Origin of the sequence: Sphingomonas faeni (assembly GCF_040407565.1) — a bacterium.
GTDB lineage: Bacteria > Pseudomonadota > Alphaproteobacteria > Sphingomonadales > Sphingomonadaceae > Sphingomonas > Sphingomonas faeni_F.
Genome location: NZ_JAPZPR010000015.1, coordinates 13254 through 28098, shown reverse-complemented (window position 1 = coordinate 28098; position 14845 = coordinate 13254). Strand labels below are relative to the sequence as shown.

Sequence of the window (14845 nt, the reverse complement as noted above, 5' to 3'; positions counted from 1 at the left end):
AAGAAAAGTCCGCCTGGTCCGTGATATTACCCAGGCCTTCTCGATGATCCAAAGGGCGGCTTTAGGCGCCAACAGCCAGATGGCTACCATTCCCATCCGCAACTTCCTGCTTTCGATGACACGACGCCGCCCCCCCGGGCGCTAACCTACATCCGTATGCATAGGCGGCCTCGCCCGCTCCCAAACTTAAGACATCCATTCATCTCGGCACCATGACCGCCCTACTTGCCCCCCGGCAGCACGCGCACCGCGCCGGGTCCGTTCCTCGGCTACAAAACTGTCGCTTTCCTCAACAACAGATCACTTCGACACCTTGCCGATACTCGTCAGACTCGGGACATTCCTTCGGATGTCTCTCGATTTATAGCTTGCCGATCCAAAGGCATGCCAATCAACGTTTCGTGGAACGCGCCCCATAGCGAACGCACTCTGCCCGACTGTGAAATCCGGTTCATTCAAGCTTTAACATACTGTCATGTATGGTTATTTCTAACGAATATCGGTCCACTTCGGAACTTGTATGAGCTCCCAAACGATATTGCGCAGCTAATCCGGCATGCCTCAAGCCATTGTAAAATCGAACCTGAACGGCATCGTTCAGGCTGCCGCCTCTGAAGCGCTTTACTGCCCGGTTCACTTTTCTTTACGCGAAATCTGGAGACATCCGATGGCCTCTGCGGCAGCCATGCCCGAGACGAAAGACCCGGCGCAGCGCAGCGTGCCTACCGGTACGCTCGACGCGCTTAACTTCTTCTTGGCGGACGTCCGTGACGGGCTCGGGCCGTATCTCGCAATCTACCTACTGGTCGTACGTGGGCCTTCGCATGGCTGGAACGAGGCGACGGTCGGCCTCGTGCTGACCATCGCCGGGATCGTCGGCCTGTTGTCGCAGACGCCGGCGGGCGGGTTGATCGATCGGGCGAAGAACAAACCGCGCATCGTCATCGCCAGCGCCCTGCTGGTAACGCTGAGCAGCCTGTCACTGCCGATCGTCTCGGGCTTCACGATGGTAACGATTACCCAGTCGATCGCGGCTGCGGCGGGCGCGATCTTTGCGCCGGCCATCTCGGCGATCACGCTGGGGCTGGTCGGACCGAAGCTGTTCGCCAAGCGAGTCGGTCGCAATGAGGCGTTCAACCACGCCGGCAATGCCGTGTCGGCAGCGCTTGCCGGCGTCCTTGCCTGGTCGTTCGGTCCGGTCGTCGTCTTCTGGCTGATGGCGGGGCTAACGGTCGCCAGCGTCATCGTCGCGGGGCGGCTGAAGAACGACGACATCGACAATGCGGTCGCGCGCGGCCTCGACTGCGAGCCGGAGGAAGGCTGCGAGGAGCCGAGCGGCTGGAAGACGTTGATCGAGAACCGTCCGCTGATGATCTTCGCGGCAGCCGCGTTCACTTTTCATCTCGCCAATGCGGCAATGCTGACCTCGGTCAGCCAGCTGCTCGGTCGCACCGTCGGCACCGACAAGGCGACGTCGCTGACCGCCGCGTGCATCGTCGCGGCGCAGCTCGTGATGGTGCCGGTCGCGATCGTCGTCGGGCGCAACACCGAACGCTGGGGCACCAAGCCGATCTTCCTGGTCGCGTTCGGCTTCTTGGCGGCGCGCGGCGCGCTCTACACCGTGTCGAACGATCCGTGGTGGCTGGTCGGCGTACAGGCGCTCGATGGGATCGGCGCGGGGATCTTCGGCGCCTTGTTCCCGGTGATAGTTGCCGACCTGACCAAGGGATCCGGCCGGTTCAACGTCAGCCAAGGCGTCGTCTCGAGCGTGTTCGGCCTGGGGGCGGCATTGTCGGCGACGCTGGCCGGCTCAATCATCGTCTGGGCCGGATACAGCGCGAGCTTCCTGACACTAGCCGGGATCGCAGCAGCTGGGTTCGTGCTGTACCTCACCGCCATGCCGGAGACGCACAAGTGATCCACCCTTCCTCCATCACATGGGTGCACATCGGCGATCTGCACATGGACGAGGCGAACGACTGGCAAAGCCGCGACCGGCTCGTCGCGATCGTCGCGGAGATCAACGCGCATATCGGCGACGCCGCGGACTTCGTCTATCTGCCCGGCGACAATGCCAATCACGCGACGGCCGAACAATACCGGGTCATCGCCGATACGCTCGCCTCGCTGCGCCTGCCCTACCGGGTCATCCCCGGCGATCACGATTTCGAACTCGGCGATCTTGCGCATTACGACGCCGCTTTTGCCGAAGCGAACCGGCCCGAGGTCGAGGTCATCGCCGGGCATCGCTGTATCTTCCTCGATATCGTCTCGGCGGGTGCGGGCGGCCCCGATTTTCGGCTGACGATGCACCACCGCAACCGCCTGCTGGAGGAACTCGCGCGCGCCGAGGCGGAGCGGCAGACGCCGGTCGTGTTCATGCATGCTTATCCCGGCGACCTCGCCGCGGTTGGCGAGGATATTGCCCGCATCTTCGCCGATGCCCGTGTCGCCTTCGTCGATACCGGGCATACGCATTACAACGAACTGCTCAACGACGGACGGGTCGTCTACGGCGCAACGCGTTCGACCGGCGAGATCGAGGAAGGCGGCGGCAAGCCCGGTTTCTCGATTGTCACGGTACACGGCCGCGTGCCGAGCTGGCGGTTCAAGGAGACCAGTAGCGACTGGCCGTTCGTCAAGATCGTCGCGCCTGCCGACATCCGGCTGGTGACGCGCCCCGCCGATGCCACGCAGGTCCCGCGGCCGGGCGAGGTCGAGATTGTCGCCAAGCTGTTCGGCGGCACGACACAGCCGGTGATGCTGTCGGTCGACGACGGCATCGCCCAGCCGATGCTCGCCGTGTCGGGCACCGCGCTCTGGTCGTTGCGCATCAAGCTCGACGCCGGGCTCCACCGCGTTGCGGCCAGCGTCGGCACAGACCGTGACAGGGTCGAAATTCTGGTCCGTGGCGAAGCGGATATCCCGCGGCGCGGCGTGCCGATCGCGCCGGGTCGCGATCTCCACAGCATCGGCGCATGGGCCGAGCACGGCATCGCCGGCACGCAGCTCGGCCCGAATAAGAACGGGAAGCACTGGTGATCCTCGCGACCGGCGCCACCTGGGGTATCTGCGCTGCCTCAACCGCTGCGGTGATCGCACGTCCGTTCCGCTGGCCGGAGGCGATCTGGGCGGTGGCAGGGGCAGCGTTGCTGCTGCTGTTTGGGCTGATGCCCTTCCCTGCGGCGATCGGCGCGGTCGCCAAGGGCATCGATGTCTATCTGTTCCTGATCGGCATGATGCTGCTCAGCGAGGTCGCTCGCGCGCAAGGGTTGTTCGATTGGGTCGCGGCGACCGCGGCGATCCACGCAAAGGGATCGACCACACGGCTGTTCGCGCTGGTCTACGTCACCGGCATCGTCACGACGACCTTCCTGTCGAACGACGCGACCGCGGTGGTGCTGACCCCGGCAGTCTATGCCGCGGCAAAGAAGGCGAAGGCTGACCCCCTGCCGCTGCTGTTCGCCTGCGCGCTGATCGCCAATGCGGCAAGCTTCGTCCTGCCGATCTCCAACCCCGCCAACCTCGTTCTCTACGGTGGCAAGATGCCGCCGCTCGGCCAATGGTTCGCCTCGTTCGCGCTGCCATCGCTGGCGTCGATCGTCGTCACCTTCGCCGTGCTGCGCTGGCTAGAGCGCACGCGGCTGGCAGGTAGCTGCACCAGCGCGGTCGAGCGCACGTCACTGACCGCGGGCGGCAAGGCTGCGTTCGTCGGGATCGTCGCCACCGCAATCGTGCTGCTCACCGTATCCGCGCTCGATATCGAACTCGGTCTGCCGACCGCGATCGCCGGTGTCGTCACGACGCTGGCGGTCTGCACGATCGCCCGGTCGTCGCCGGTCGCGCTGCTGCGCGATATCTCGTGGAGCGTGCTGCCGCTGGTCGCGGGACTGTTCGTCTTGGTCGAGGCGCTTGACCTGACCGGCGTGATCGCGTGGGTCGCGCACGCGATCCGCACCGCGTCGGCCGATCCGGCGCAGGCGTCGGCGGTATCGGGGACGATCCTGGCGTTCGGATCGAACCTGATGAACAACCTGCCCGCAGGCCTGGTTGCCAGCACCGCGGTTGCCCAGGCCCAGCCGCCCAAGCTGGTCGTCGACGGCTTGCTGATCGGCGTCGACCTTGGCCCCAATCTGTCCATCACCGGCAGCCTGGCGACGATATTGTGGTTGCAGGCGATCCGGCGGGAGGGTGAGGACATCGGGTTCTGGCGGTTCCTGAAGGTCGGCGCGGTGGCGATGCCGCTGGCGCTGATCGCTGCCCTTGGTCTCAGGATTGCCCTCGGATGACGCGCGATCGGATGTGGCGTCGCCTGCTGATCGCAATGTTCGTCGCCGTGGTGGCGTTCACCGGCTACCATGCGGCGCGGACCGTCAGCGACGCGATCTACTGGAACGCTCACCGCGACGAACCGATCGAGCGCTGGATGACGATCGGGTACGTCCCGCATTCGTACCATGTGCCACCCCACGTCCTGCACCGCGCGCTGAACCTGCCCCCGGCACCCGATCGCCGTCCGTTCGGTCGCATCGCGCAGGACACCGGACAAACAATGACGCAGATCGACGGCAAGCTCACCTACGCGATCGTCCATGCCCGACCGCCCTACCCGCCCCCCGCCGCGCCTCCACGGTCTTCCCCGCCGACGAGCTCGAAGCCGTGACCGACCAGCTGCTCGAACTGCTGACGACCTACGGCCTACCTGCCCTCTTTGGCGCGATGGTGCTGGCGGCTGCGGGGCTTCCTTTCCCCAGTTCGTTGACGCTCATCGCAATGGGATCGTTCGTTGCGCAGGGCGAACTTAGCTTTTGGCCGGTCGTGCTTTCCGGTGCGGGCGGCGCCGTGCTCGGCGACCAGATCGGCTATGCATTTGGTCGTTACGGGGGCCGCCCGCTTCTTGCTGCCGTGACGACGCGGATCGGGGACGCTGACAGGGTGGCGCAAGCGGAGACCTATTCTCGCAAATGGGCAGGCTGGGGTATCTTCTTCAGCCGCTGGCTGATCGGCCCGCTCGGACCCTGGATCAACGTGACAAGCGGCCTCACGCGATACCCTGGGGATGGTTCATCCTGCTCGACGTTGCCGGCGAACTGCTCTGACTTCTCATATACGTCTCGCTGGGACGCCAATTCAGCGATCAGGTTCAGACCGTCGCGAGCTTACTCGGCAATCTCACCTGGGTCGTCGTAGGCCTTCTTGCCGCAGGATTTCTGGGATGGAAGCTGTTCGGGAACAGAAAAGCAGAAGTAACTTCGGCAGTAACGGTTTGAAGACCGATTATCCCCGGTCGGTCTAAACGGCTCGGCGAAAATTGTCAGACGACCCAGAAGCGGACGATCGTAGGCGTCTTTTGCCAACGCCATTACGGACGTTCGTTTATCCGGCGACTCGCGCAGATTGAACCTCGCGCTCCGCTTGGGTGAAACCGTAAGCCGGAATGATCTCGGCGGTTCGGTCCAGTATCTCGTCCCAGTGCACGGTTGCTTGTTCACCGGCGTCGTGGGTATGACCGACATAACGTCCCCGCGTCAGCGTGACGTTCGCAGTAGCGAAATGGCCCGCCCCTGCGCACAAGATTACGCGCGTGGGCGCTGCGTCGCTCACCAACGTCAGCAACGCTGGCGACACGCGATCTGGCGCGAGCCTCTCGAGGCTCTCCGCGTCGAGCACGCCCTCGGTCATCCCTGTCGCGGCCGTCGGCGCGAGGCAGTTGACGCGGATATCGTATTTCTCACCTTCGATCGCCAGAGTCTGCATCAGACCGACGAGTGCCATCTTTGCGGCACCATAATTCGCCTGACCAAAATTGCCGTAAAGGCCGGAAGACGACGTCGTCATCACGATCCGGCCGAAACGCTGGTTGCGCATCGTATCCCACACCGCCTTGGTGCAGATCGCCGCGCCGATCAGATGGACGTCGACCACCGTGCGGAAATCGTCGATCGTCATCTTGGCGAAGCTCTTGTCGCGCAGAATGCCGGCATTGTTTATAAGGATATCGATCCGCCCCCAGGCCGCGAGCACCGACTCGACCATCGCCCCGATCGCGGTTTCGTCGGTCACCGACGCGGCGATGGCCATCGCCGTGCCACCCCGCGCCTCGATCTCAATCACGACTCGGACCGCGGCCTCGGCGGAGACGTCGTTCACGACGACTCTGACGCCCTTACCGGCCAGATAGAGCGCGTGTGCCCGCCCCAGACCGCCACCCGCTCCGGTGATGATCGCAACCTTACCATGAAGCATCGGATCCACTCTCCAGATGTTATATTCGCTAACGTGATAGCGAACTAAAGTTTAGGCGCAATGTTTTCCTGATCGGTCCGACGCGACCGCGCCATCAGTCGCAGAGCGAGCGAAAGCCGGCGGCCATGAAGGTCGCCATAATTTCTTTCACGGCAGGAAAATCGTCCGAACGGCATAGACCTCCGGATAATTTGTCGATGCGTCCCGTGCGCGCGAGTGTCAGCATCAGCGCGCCGGTGACGAAGTGATACCCCCAGAAGATACGCTCTTCGGGGCAATCGGGCATCGCTTTCTTGAGCAGAGAAATCAATCGCAGCACGACGGGATCGAAATGCTGGTCCATCAACTCGGCCCCCCACTCGGGCGTGTTCGCGACCTGCGCGCCGAGCTTGGCGTAGTTCTTCCAGCCCTCGCCGCCATCGATATAGGTATCGAGGTCGGTGTCGAGAAAAGCGTGCAACGCCCCTTCGATGGTCGGCGTGTCGCCGGCGGCGGCTTCGTAATCAGCCAGCGCCTTCATGCGCCGTTCGCTGGTGATCCCGGCCCGGCGTGAGAAGACTGCATCGAACAATGCCTTCTTGTCCGTGAAATAATAGTTGAGCAGCGTGTGATGGACCCCGACCTTCGTGGCGACATCCTTCAAGGTGACGCCGTGAAGGCCGTGCTTCGAGAACAACTCCTCGGCCACATCGAAAATCTGTTCCATCGTTTCGGCGCGCTGTTCGGCCTTGCGCGAGGGACGGGCGGATTTTGCTTGCTGGGTCACGCCGTCTTCACTCCCGCGTTAGCGAGCAGGCGTCAAGGCGCAAAGTCTAATGAGCCATGCTCACCCATAAGAGAGTGTGTATTGACACCTACTCCCGCGTGCCGCATCGTCGAAGCATAATCCACGCCAAGTGGGAGAGGGTGATGACGGTCCTGAGCGACGAGGCGACGCACGCAGTGCGCGCGCAAACCATGACACCCCGACGATCACGTCGTCCCGGCATCGTGCTGGCGATGCTGACTTTCGTATATGTGTTGAACTTTCTCGACCGACAGCTGCTCGGCATTCTTGCCAAGCCGATCCAGGATTCGCTGCACATCACGGATGGCCAATTGGGGCTGATCGGTGGACTGTATTTCGCAATGTTTTATTGCTTCATCGCGATTCCGGTGAGTTGGCTTGCCGACCGTACCAGCCGGGTCGGGGTGCTCACCCTCGCCTGTGCGATCTGGAGCGCCGCGACGATCGCTTGCGGCATGGTGCGCACCTATCCGCAACTGGTGGTCGCTCGGATGACGGTGGGCTTCGGCGAGGCAGGCGGCGTGCCGCCATCCTATGCGCTCATCACGGATATCTTCGCACCGGGCCGCCGGGGCGTCGCGTTCGGCATCTACAATCTGGGGCCACCGATCGGCGCGGCGCTCGGCATCGCGCTGGGCGCCTCGATCGCGGCGATGTTCGACTGGCGCGACGCATTCGTGGCGATCGGCATAGTTGGACTCCTGGCTGCCGCCGCACTGCCGTTCGTCATCCCCGAGCCGGTGCGCGGTGCCGCCGATTCCGGCGCAAGCAATCTTTCCGACAAGGCCCCGTTCTGGGCGACGTTGCGCGCATTCTTCGTCAATCCGGTGATGACGCTTGCCGCGTTCGGCAGCGGCGCGACGCAGTTCGTCACCTATGGCCTCGGCAATTTCGCGGTGCTGTTCTTGATCCGCGAAAAGGGCATGACGCTGCCGGAGATCGCCTTCTGGTACGCGCTGGCGATCGTCATCGGCATGGGCGGCGGCATGATCGCGTCCGGGCGGATCATCGACCGTTTCGCGCGACGCTCGCGCCGCGTGTTCGCGATCGCGCCAGCCGTGTCGCTGGCCATCTCGATGCCGTTCTACATCGCGTTCGTCTGGGCGCCGACCTGGCCACTGGCGCTCGCGCTGCTGACGGTGGTGATGTTCTTCAACTATTTCTACCTCTCCTGCTCGGTCACGCTGGTTCAGGAAGAGGCAGCCCCCAACCAACGCGTGCTGGCAGGGGCGTTGCTGTTGCTGGTGATGAACTTCATCGGGCTTGGCCTCGGGCCGACCTGGGTCGGTGCGGCAAGCGACCATTTCTCGGCCGGCGGCGCGGCCAATCCACTGCAGCTCGCGCTCTACACGCTCGCCCCCTTCTACGTCATCGCGATCGGCCTGTTTCTCTGGCTCGCGCGGACACTGCATCGCCAGGAGACGATTTGATGACAGCTTTTCTAATCGCCATGGCGCTGGCCGGTGCCGCGCCGATGCCGGTGGTGAACGCGCCGGTGGGCAAGATGCGCGGCACGACCGAAGGCGAGCTTCGCGTGTTCAAGGGCATTCCCTACGCCGCCCCGCCCGTCCGAGACCTGCGCTGGCGCCCGCCAGCACCGCTGCCACGCTGGAAGGGCGAGCGTGCCGCCACCGCTTTCGGCCCGGCCTGCGTTCAGCCCCAGGCGCCCAACGCCACGGTCTATTCCGGACCGCCGATGCCGGTCAGCGAGGATTGCCTGACGCTCAACGTCTGGGCACCCGCCAATGCGAGGCATGCGCCCGTCATGGTCTGGATCCACGGCGGCGCGCTGCGCACCGGATCGAGCCGCGAACCGACATACGATGGCCGAAAGCTTGCCGAGCGCGGGATCATCGTCGTGTCGATCAACTACCGGCTCGGCGTGCTCGGCTGGCTGGCGCATCCCGGGCTCAGCGCCGAATCTGCACGGCACGTCTCGGGCAATTACGGCCTGCTCGATCAGATCGCCGCACTGACCTGGGTCCGCGAAAACATCGCCGCGTTCGGCGGGTTGCCCCGCGACGTCACCATCGCCGGGGAATCGGCAGGCGGGCTCAGCGCGCTGTACCTGATGGCGTCGCCCGCCGCGCACGGCCTGTTCGCGAAGGTCATCGCGGAAAGCTCGTACATGATTTCGATGCCCGATCTGCGCAAACCGGTGTTTGGCATGCCGTCCTGGGAAGCGGGCGGCCAGGCGCTCGGGACCGCGTTGCAGGCACCCGATATCGCCGCCTTGCGAGCCATGGACCCTCAGCTGCTGACCGACACCGCGTCGAAGCTAGGGTTCGCGCCGTTCGGCGTGGTCGACGGCGCCGTGCTGCCGCAGCAAATGGTCGATGCGTTCGATCAGGGCAAGCAGGCCGCGGTGCCGGTGCTTGCGGGCTTCAACCAGGGGGAGATCCGCTCGCTACGGATGCTCGCACCACCGACCCCGGCGGATGCCGCTGCGTATGAAAGCACGATCCGCGCGCGCTATGCTGATCTCGCAGATCCGTTCCTGCGGCTCTATCCAGCGGCCACGTACAAGGAAAGCATCCTCGCGGCGACACGAGATGCGCTGTATGGCTGGACCGCGGAACGCCTCGTCCGCAAGCAGGCCGCACTCGGCAAGCCCGCCTATCTCTATCTGTTCGATCATGGCTATCCCGCGATGGACCAAGCGGCCCTCCACGCCTTCCACGCCAGCGAACTGCCGTTCGTGTTCGGCACGTCCGCCAGCACGCCGCCGCAATGGCCGAAAATTCCCGATACGCCCGGCGAGCGGGCGCTGTCGGACGCGATGGCCGACTACTGGGCGAGCTTTGTCCGCGACGGCAAGCCGGTCGCCCGGCACGCCGCGCCCTGGCCGGCCTATACCACGACTCGCGCTTACATGCATTTCGGCGCTACGCCAGAGGCACGGCGCGACCTGTTACCCGGCATGTTCGCGCTCAACGAACGCGTGATGTGTGGCCGCCGCGCGACGGGGACGATCGGCTGGAACTGGAACGTCGGCCTAGCCGCACCGCCGATGCCACCGGACGTGGCGGGGTGTGAATAGGCGGACATCACAACCAGGCGAAGGACGGGTGGCGTACAGGCCAGACAACAGGATCAGTCCTTGGCGGTGCGCGCCTCGCACGTTGCGATGAAGCCCGCCGCCATGAAGCGCGCCATCCGTTCCTTGATCGCCTCGAAATCCTCCGAGCGGCACAGCCCGCCCGACAGCTTGTCGATGCGTCCCGTACGCCCCAGCGACAGCATCAGCCCGCCCGTCACGAAATGATATCCCCAGAACAGATCCGCCTCGGGACATTCCGGCAGCGCCTGTTTGAGGATGCCGACCAACCGCAGCACCACCGCGTCGAAATGCGTGTCCATCAGGTCGGCACCCCATTCGGCCGTGTTGCTCATCTGGGCGCCCAGCATGCCGAAATTGCGCCAGCCGATGTCGCCATTGCCGTAGAGATCGAGATCGGCGTCGAGATAGGCATGCAGCGCTCCCTCCACGGTTGGACTGCCCCCCGCACTCCGCTCATAGGCGTCGAGGGTTGCCAGCCGGCGTTCGATCGTCACCGGCGCACGCCGCGCGATCACCGCGTCGAACAGCTCCTTCTTGTCCGTAAAATAATAATGCAGCAGCGACTGGTGGACACCGACCTGCTGCGCGACCTCCTTCAGCGTAACACCGTACAGGCCGTGCTTGGCGAACAGTGCCTCGGCCGCATCGAATATCTGCTCCAGCATCGCGGCGCGCTGTTCGGCCTTTTTGGTCGGGGAACGTCGGGGTCGGGGCGGCGCGTCGGTCATGCCGCCGTCATGGCCTCAGCCATGCTCGGCCCGCAAGCGCATCTTGTCGATCTTGCCGGTCAGCGCCAGCGGCATGACCGGCACGCGAACGATCGCATCGGGCAGCCACCAGCTCGCGATCCGACCACGCAACGCATCGAGCAGCGTCTCGTCGGACAGTTCAGCACCCTGCCGCTCCTCGATGATGAGCACCGGTCGCTCGCCCCAGCGCGGATGCGCACGGCCCACAACCGCGACCAGCGCCACGTCGGGCAAGGCACCGACGATCGCCTCGATCTCGCCGGGATTGATCCATTCGCCGCCCGACTTGATCAGGTCCTTGGCACGGCCGGTGATGCTCAGGGTCCCGTCACCATCGATGCGCCCAAGGTCACCGGTGTCGAACCAGCCCTCGGCATCGGTCGCGGTCTCGTGCTGCCCGAAATAGCGCTCGACCGCGCTCGCTGCCTTCACCCACAACCGCCCCTCGCCGTCTCGCTGGTCGGGTAGCGGGACGCCCGCCTCGTCGGTCAGCCGCAGATCGACGCCCAGCGGCGGCTTGCCGGATTTGGTCGAGACACGCACCGGCGCGTTCGCGGGCGTCACGGTGCCGACCGGCGACAATTCGGTCATTCCCCAGCTCGTCTGAACGGTGACGCCCAGCCGCGCCTCGAACCGGTCCATCAGCGCCTGCGGCACCGACGATCCGCCGAGCAGGATGCGCTGCAACGACGGCACCGTCCCGCCGGTCTGTTCGAGATGGTCGACCAGCCCCAGCCACACCGTCGCAACGCCCGCCGCTACCGTCACACCTTCTTCGTTGATCAGCTTCGCAAGGCTCGCACCGTCCTGGTTGCGGCCGGGCAGCACCAGCTTCGCGCCAGCAGCCGGCCCGGCGAACGCGAAGCCCCAGCCATTGGCGTGGAACATCGGCACGCCGACCAGCATGGTGTCGCGCGCGGTGATACCGATCACGTCGGCGGCCATCAGGTGCGTGGTGTGGAGGTAGTTCGATCGATGCGTATATGTGACGCCCTTCGGCATGCCCGTCGTGCCCGACGTGAAGCACAGCCCGGCGGGCGCGTTCTCGTCGAAGCCGCCCCAGGCCACGGGGGTGCCGTGTTCGACCAGCAGATCCTCCAGCCGCCAGACCCGCGCGCGATCCGATTTCGGAGCCGGGCTCGCCGGACCGGGCTCGTCGAACAGCACGACATGCTCGATCCCCGGACAGCGCGCTAGCAGATCCTCGACGAGCGGTGCGAGCCCGTGGCTGACCGCCAGCACGCGGTTTTGCGCCTGGTCGATCATCGCGGCGAGATGCGCGGGCGCGAGCCGCGGGTTGAGCGTGTGGCAGACGATCCCGGTCCCCATCGCGCCGTACCAGCATTCCATGTGCGCCTGGCTGTTCCACGCCAGCGTCGCCAGATTGTCGCCGGCCGTGAGACCCAGCGCGGCGAATGCGCCCGACAGGCGATTGGCGCGCTCGCGCAGCGCTGCATAGCCGATCCGCGCGCCCCCCCCCTCTCCGCCGGTCACCACCTCGGTGGATCCGTGCCACTTGGCGGCGTGGTCGATGAACTTGTCGAGCGTCAGGGTGTAGGGCTGCATCGATCCGGGGGTCATTGCGGGTCTTTCAAGAGAGGCCTGTCGCAGCGCGTCGCCTGACGATCCTGGGGAGGGGGGGCGAGCCAAGGCCACCCCCCTCGCCATCAGAACTTCGTGCTGGCGCGAATGCCGTATTGGCGAGGGGGAGCCGCCAGGCGTCGGATGCCGTTGAGCGACCCGATATAATGCTGGTCGTTCAAATTGGTGCTGAACCCAGCGATCGACCACGTCCCGTTGTCGAGCGTCAACTGCGCGTTGAAGATGTTGCGATCGACCAGATAGTCGCCCAGCGCCTTCTTCTGGAACAGAGTCGCCCATACCGACGAGATGTGCGCGTAATCCAGCCGCGGGGTCAGCGTGAAGCCTGCCGCGACGGGGATCGCATATTGGGCACCGGCACTGACCGTGAACTTGGGCGAATAGCTCTGGCGACGACCGCCCAGATCGATGCAGCCCGCCGTCGCCGGCCCCGTCGTGGCGTTGCATACCCCAGTCGTCGCGAGCCGCGGGTCGCGCGCGAAGAACTGGCCGACCGAAGAATGCGAAAGCGACGTCGAGAAATCGAACAGGAGACGGTCGAACGAACCCTGCGCCGAGGCTTCGAACCCATAGAGCTTGGTCGTATTCGGCACGTTGAAAATCGACGTGTAGTTCGGCGTCGCCGGGTCGACGATCGTCACCTGGAAATTCTTGTAGCTGTTGTAATAGCCGCCGAGCTGCGTGCGCAGATGGCCGCCGAGCAACGTACTCTTCCAGCCCAGTTCGTAATCGGTGACCTTCTCCGGATCAAACCCGCGCGGAGTTGCCCCGAACAGATTGGCGCCGTTGAGCCCGCCCGCCTTCGTGCCGCTGGCGACGAACGCATAGACGAAGTTACTGGCATCCACCGTCCAGTTCAGCGCGATCTTGCCATCGACATTCTTGTTGGCGTTGAAATCGTGCTGGACCAAAGTCACTGGCACATTCGTCGGCCCGCCAAGGTTAAGCTGGATCGGATAATTGACGTCGTTGCGCGAGGTCGTGCGCGACCAGCGACCACCGAGCGTGACCTGCAACGCATCGGTCAGCTTGTAACCCACCTGCCCGAACCCAGCGAGCGCGGTGTGCGGATTGGTGCCCTCGATCCGGAGCGAACGCAGCACCCCGGTCGCCGCGATCGAGACATACCCGTTGCCAACCGGGAAATCGTATTTGTCATGCTGATAAAAGCCGCCGATCAGCCAAGTGAACCGGCCGGTGTCGGGCGACACGATGTTGAATTCTTGCGAAAAGATCTTCTCGTTGGCGAAATCCTGGAAGGTGTTGCTCGCGGTGCTCGTACCGTCGGCGTCGAGTTCCTCCTGAGTCGTACCCTTCTGATACCCGCTGATCGACCGGAGCATCAGCCCGCTGTCGAAGGTATAGCTCAGATTCGCCGAGATGCGGCCGAACTCGTCCTGGCCGGACAGCCCCGCGTTGCTGGTAACGGCGAACGGATCGCTCGTGTTCAGCGTGGGCGCAGCCGCGCTGCCGAAATAAGCCGGCGTGTTCGGGAAGCCGCCATAATTGATCTTGTTATAATCGCCCTTCACCAACAAGCGTAGATGCGTATCCGGCTGCCACAACAGGCTCGCACGGCCGCTGATCGCATTAAGGTTTCCTGGATTGCCGGACCATGGCCCGGTAACGTCGAAGAAGCTGTCGCGCTTTTCGAGGTTGGTGGCGAGCCGGATCGCAAGCGTATCGGTCAGCGGAATGTTGATCGCGCCCTGCGATTTCAGCTGGTTGTAATTGCCATATTGCACGGTCGCGAAACCCTTGACGCGATCGAAGGTCGGGTTGGTCTCGGTGATGAACACAGCGCCGCCCGTCGCGTTGCCGCCGGCGAACGTGCCCTGTGGTCCGCGCAGCACCTCGACCGACTGAATGTCGTAATAGGGCTCGGTCTGGAAATAACCGGGGAAGGTCGCCACGCCGTCACGGTAGGTGACGACGCCGACGCCGACCGAACTGCTGATCTCCGACTTGCCAATGCCGCGGATGTTGAAGCTGTTCGCCTGGCCCGAGGTGTTGACCGTCAGCGACGGCGTAGAGAACTGGAGCTGCTCGACGGTGTTGACGCTTTTGCGGATCAGGTCCTCCCCGGTCAGCACGGATGCCGCGACGCCGGTGCGTTGCAGGCTGGTCGAGCGACGCTCGGCGGTGATGACGATGTCGGCGGCGCCGGTGTCGCCGGGAACGGCATTCGGGTCGGCCGCATCGACCGGGTTCTGAGACGACCGCGGCGTCGTCTGGGCGGACGTGGCGGGAGCATCGGCGGGGCCAACCTGGGCATAGGCGGCACTAGAAATCACAACGGCGATCACAGACGCCGACAGCAGGAACATGCGCATCAATCATCCTCTCTGAATGTCGCGCTCTGCGGCGCGTCGGAGTTGATTGGCATCGATTCGGCGCGAC

Annotated in this window: 12 protein-coding genes; 7 read left to right on the top strand and 5 right to left on the bottom strand. The window is 64.5% G+C overall.

What is annotated here, in order from left to right; all coding sequences use genetic code 11:
* Window positions 1-667 precede the first annotated feature (667 nt).
* Genes O6Y00_RS21150 through O6Y00_RS21130 form a run of 5 tightly spaced genes read left to right on the top strand, consistent with a single transcriptional unit; the run spans window position 668 to window position 5190 of the window.
* On the top strand, window positions 668-1918 hold the full coding sequence (locus O6Y00_RS21150) for an MFS transporter (protein ID WP_353444495.1): 1251 nt from the start codon (window positions 668-670) through the stop codon (window positions 1916-1918).
* Window positions 1915-3042: a metallophosphoesterase family protein gene (locus O6Y00_RS21145; RefSeq protein ID WP_353444494.1), complete on the top strand. Its 1128-nt coding sequence runs from the start codon at window positions 1915-1917 to the stop codon at window positions 3040-3042. The genes O6Y00_RS21150 and O6Y00_RS21145 overlap by 4 nt, the downstream gene beginning before the upstream one ends.
* Complete coding sequence (locus O6Y00_RS21140; RefSeq protein WP_353444493.1) at window positions 3039-4289, top strand: arsenic transporter; 1251 nt, start codon at window positions 3039-3041, stop codon at window positions 4287-4289. The genes O6Y00_RS21145 and O6Y00_RS21140 overlap by 4 nt, the downstream gene beginning before the upstream one ends.
* Window positions 4286-4663, top strand: a complete 378-nt coding sequence (locus tag O6Y00_RS21135) for a hypothetical protein (RefSeq protein ID WP_353444492.1) — start codon at window positions 4286-4288, stop codon at window positions 4661-4663. The genes O6Y00_RS21140 and O6Y00_RS21135 overlap by 4 nt, the downstream gene beginning before the upstream one ends.
* Window positions 4660-5190 carry a DedA family protein gene (locus tag O6Y00_RS21130; protein WP_353444491.1) on the top strand — a complete coding sequence of 177 codons (531 nt, stop codon included), beginning with the start codon at window positions 4660-4662 and terminating at the stop codon, window positions 5188-5190. The genes O6Y00_RS21135 and O6Y00_RS21130 overlap by 4 nt, the downstream gene beginning before the upstream one ends.
* Before the next feature lie 186 nt (window positions 5191-5376).
* Here O6Y00_RS21130 and O6Y00_RS21125 read toward each other — a convergent pair whose 3' ends face one another.
* Complete coding sequence (locus O6Y00_RS21125; protein WP_353444549.1) at window positions 5377-6246, bottom strand: SDR family NAD(P)-dependent oxidoreductase; 870 nt, start codon at window positions 6244-6246, stop codon at window positions 5377-5379.
* Window positions 6247-6340: 94 nt separating this feature from the next.
* Entirely contained in the window at window positions 6341-7012 is a 672-nt protein-coding gene (locus O6Y00_RS21120; protein ID WP_353444490.1) for a TetR/AcrR family transcriptional regulator, read from the bottom strand.
* Between the two features lie 143 nt (window positions 7013-7155).
* Between O6Y00_RS21120 and O6Y00_RS21115 the strand changes: the two genes are divergently transcribed.
* Both O6Y00_RS21115 and O6Y00_RS21110 read left to right on the top strand, forming a co-directional pair.
* Window positions 7156-8463, top strand: a complete 1308-nt coding sequence (locus O6Y00_RS21115; protein WP_353444489.1) for a spinster family MFS transporter — start codon at window positions 7156-7158, stop codon at window positions 8461-8463.
* Window positions 8463-10073 (top strand): carboxylesterase/lipase family protein, encoded by a 1611-nt coding sequence (locus O6Y00_RS21110; protein WP_353444488.1) that lies wholly within the window; start codon window positions 8463-8465, stop codon window positions 10071-10073. Before O6Y00_RS21115 ends, O6Y00_RS21110 begins: the two co-directional genes overlap by 1 nt.
* 53 nt (window positions 10074-10126) lie before the next feature.
* Here the strand turns inward: O6Y00_RS21110 and O6Y00_RS21105 are convergent, their stop codons facing one another.
* The 3 genes from O6Y00_RS21105 to O6Y00_RS21095 form a co-directional block, all read right to left on the bottom strand.
* A complete protein-coding gene (locus O6Y00_RS21105) occupies window positions 10127-10822 on the bottom strand; it encodes a TetR/AcrR family transcriptional regulator (RefSeq protein WP_353444487.1) in 696 nt (231 codons plus the stop codon).
* 15 nt (window positions 10823-10837) lie between these two features.
* Window positions 10838-12409 carry an AMP-binding protein gene (locus O6Y00_RS21100; protein ID WP_353444486.1) on the bottom strand — a complete coding sequence of 524 codons (1572 nt, stop codon included), beginning with the start codon at window positions 12407-12409 and terminating at the stop codon, window positions 10838-10840.
* Window positions 12410-12510: 101 nt separating this feature from the next.
* A complete protein-coding gene (locus O6Y00_RS21095) occupies window positions 12511-14778 on the bottom strand; it encodes a TonB-dependent receptor (RefSeq protein WP_353444485.1) in 2268 nt (755 codons plus the stop codon).
* Window positions 14779-14845: the final 67 nt, after the last annotated feature.

What these genes read in the sequence shown, in the direction of transcription:
- O6Y00_RS21150 (WP_353444495.1), top strand. Translation starts at nt 668, where the DNA reads ATGGCCTCTGCGGCAGCCATGCCCGAGACGAAAGACCCGGCGCAGCGC.
- O6Y00_RS21135 (WP_353444492.1), top strand. Translation starts at nt 4,286, where the DNA reads ATGACGCGCGATCGGATGTGGCGTCGCCTGCTGATCGCAATGTTCGTC.
- O6Y00_RS21125 (WP_353444549.1), bottom strand. Translation starts at nt 6,246, where the DNA reads ATGCTTCATGGTAAGGTTGCGATCATCACCGGAGCGGGTGGCGGTCTG.
- O6Y00_RS21115 (WP_353444489.1), top strand. Translation starts at nt 7,156, where the DNA reads ATGACGGTCCTGAGCGACGAGGCGACGCACGCAGTGCGCGCGCAAACC.
- O6Y00_RS21110 (WP_353444488.1), top strand. Translation starts at nt 8,463, where the DNA reads ATGACAGCTTTTCTAATCGCCATGGCGCTGGCCGGTGCCGCGCCGATG.
- O6Y00_RS21105 (WP_353444487.1), bottom strand. Translation starts at nt 10,822, where the DNA reads ATGACCGACGCGCCGCCCCGACCCCGACGTTCCCCGACCAAAAAGGCC.
- O6Y00_RS21100 (WP_353444486.1), bottom strand. Translation starts at nt 12,409, where the DNA reads ATGCAGCCCTACACCCTGACGCTCGACAAGTTCATCGACCACGCCGCC.
- O6Y00_RS21095 (WP_353444485.1), bottom strand. Translation starts at nt 14,778, where the DNA reads ATGCGCATGTTCCTGCTGTCGGCGTCTGTGATCGCCGTTGTGATTTCT.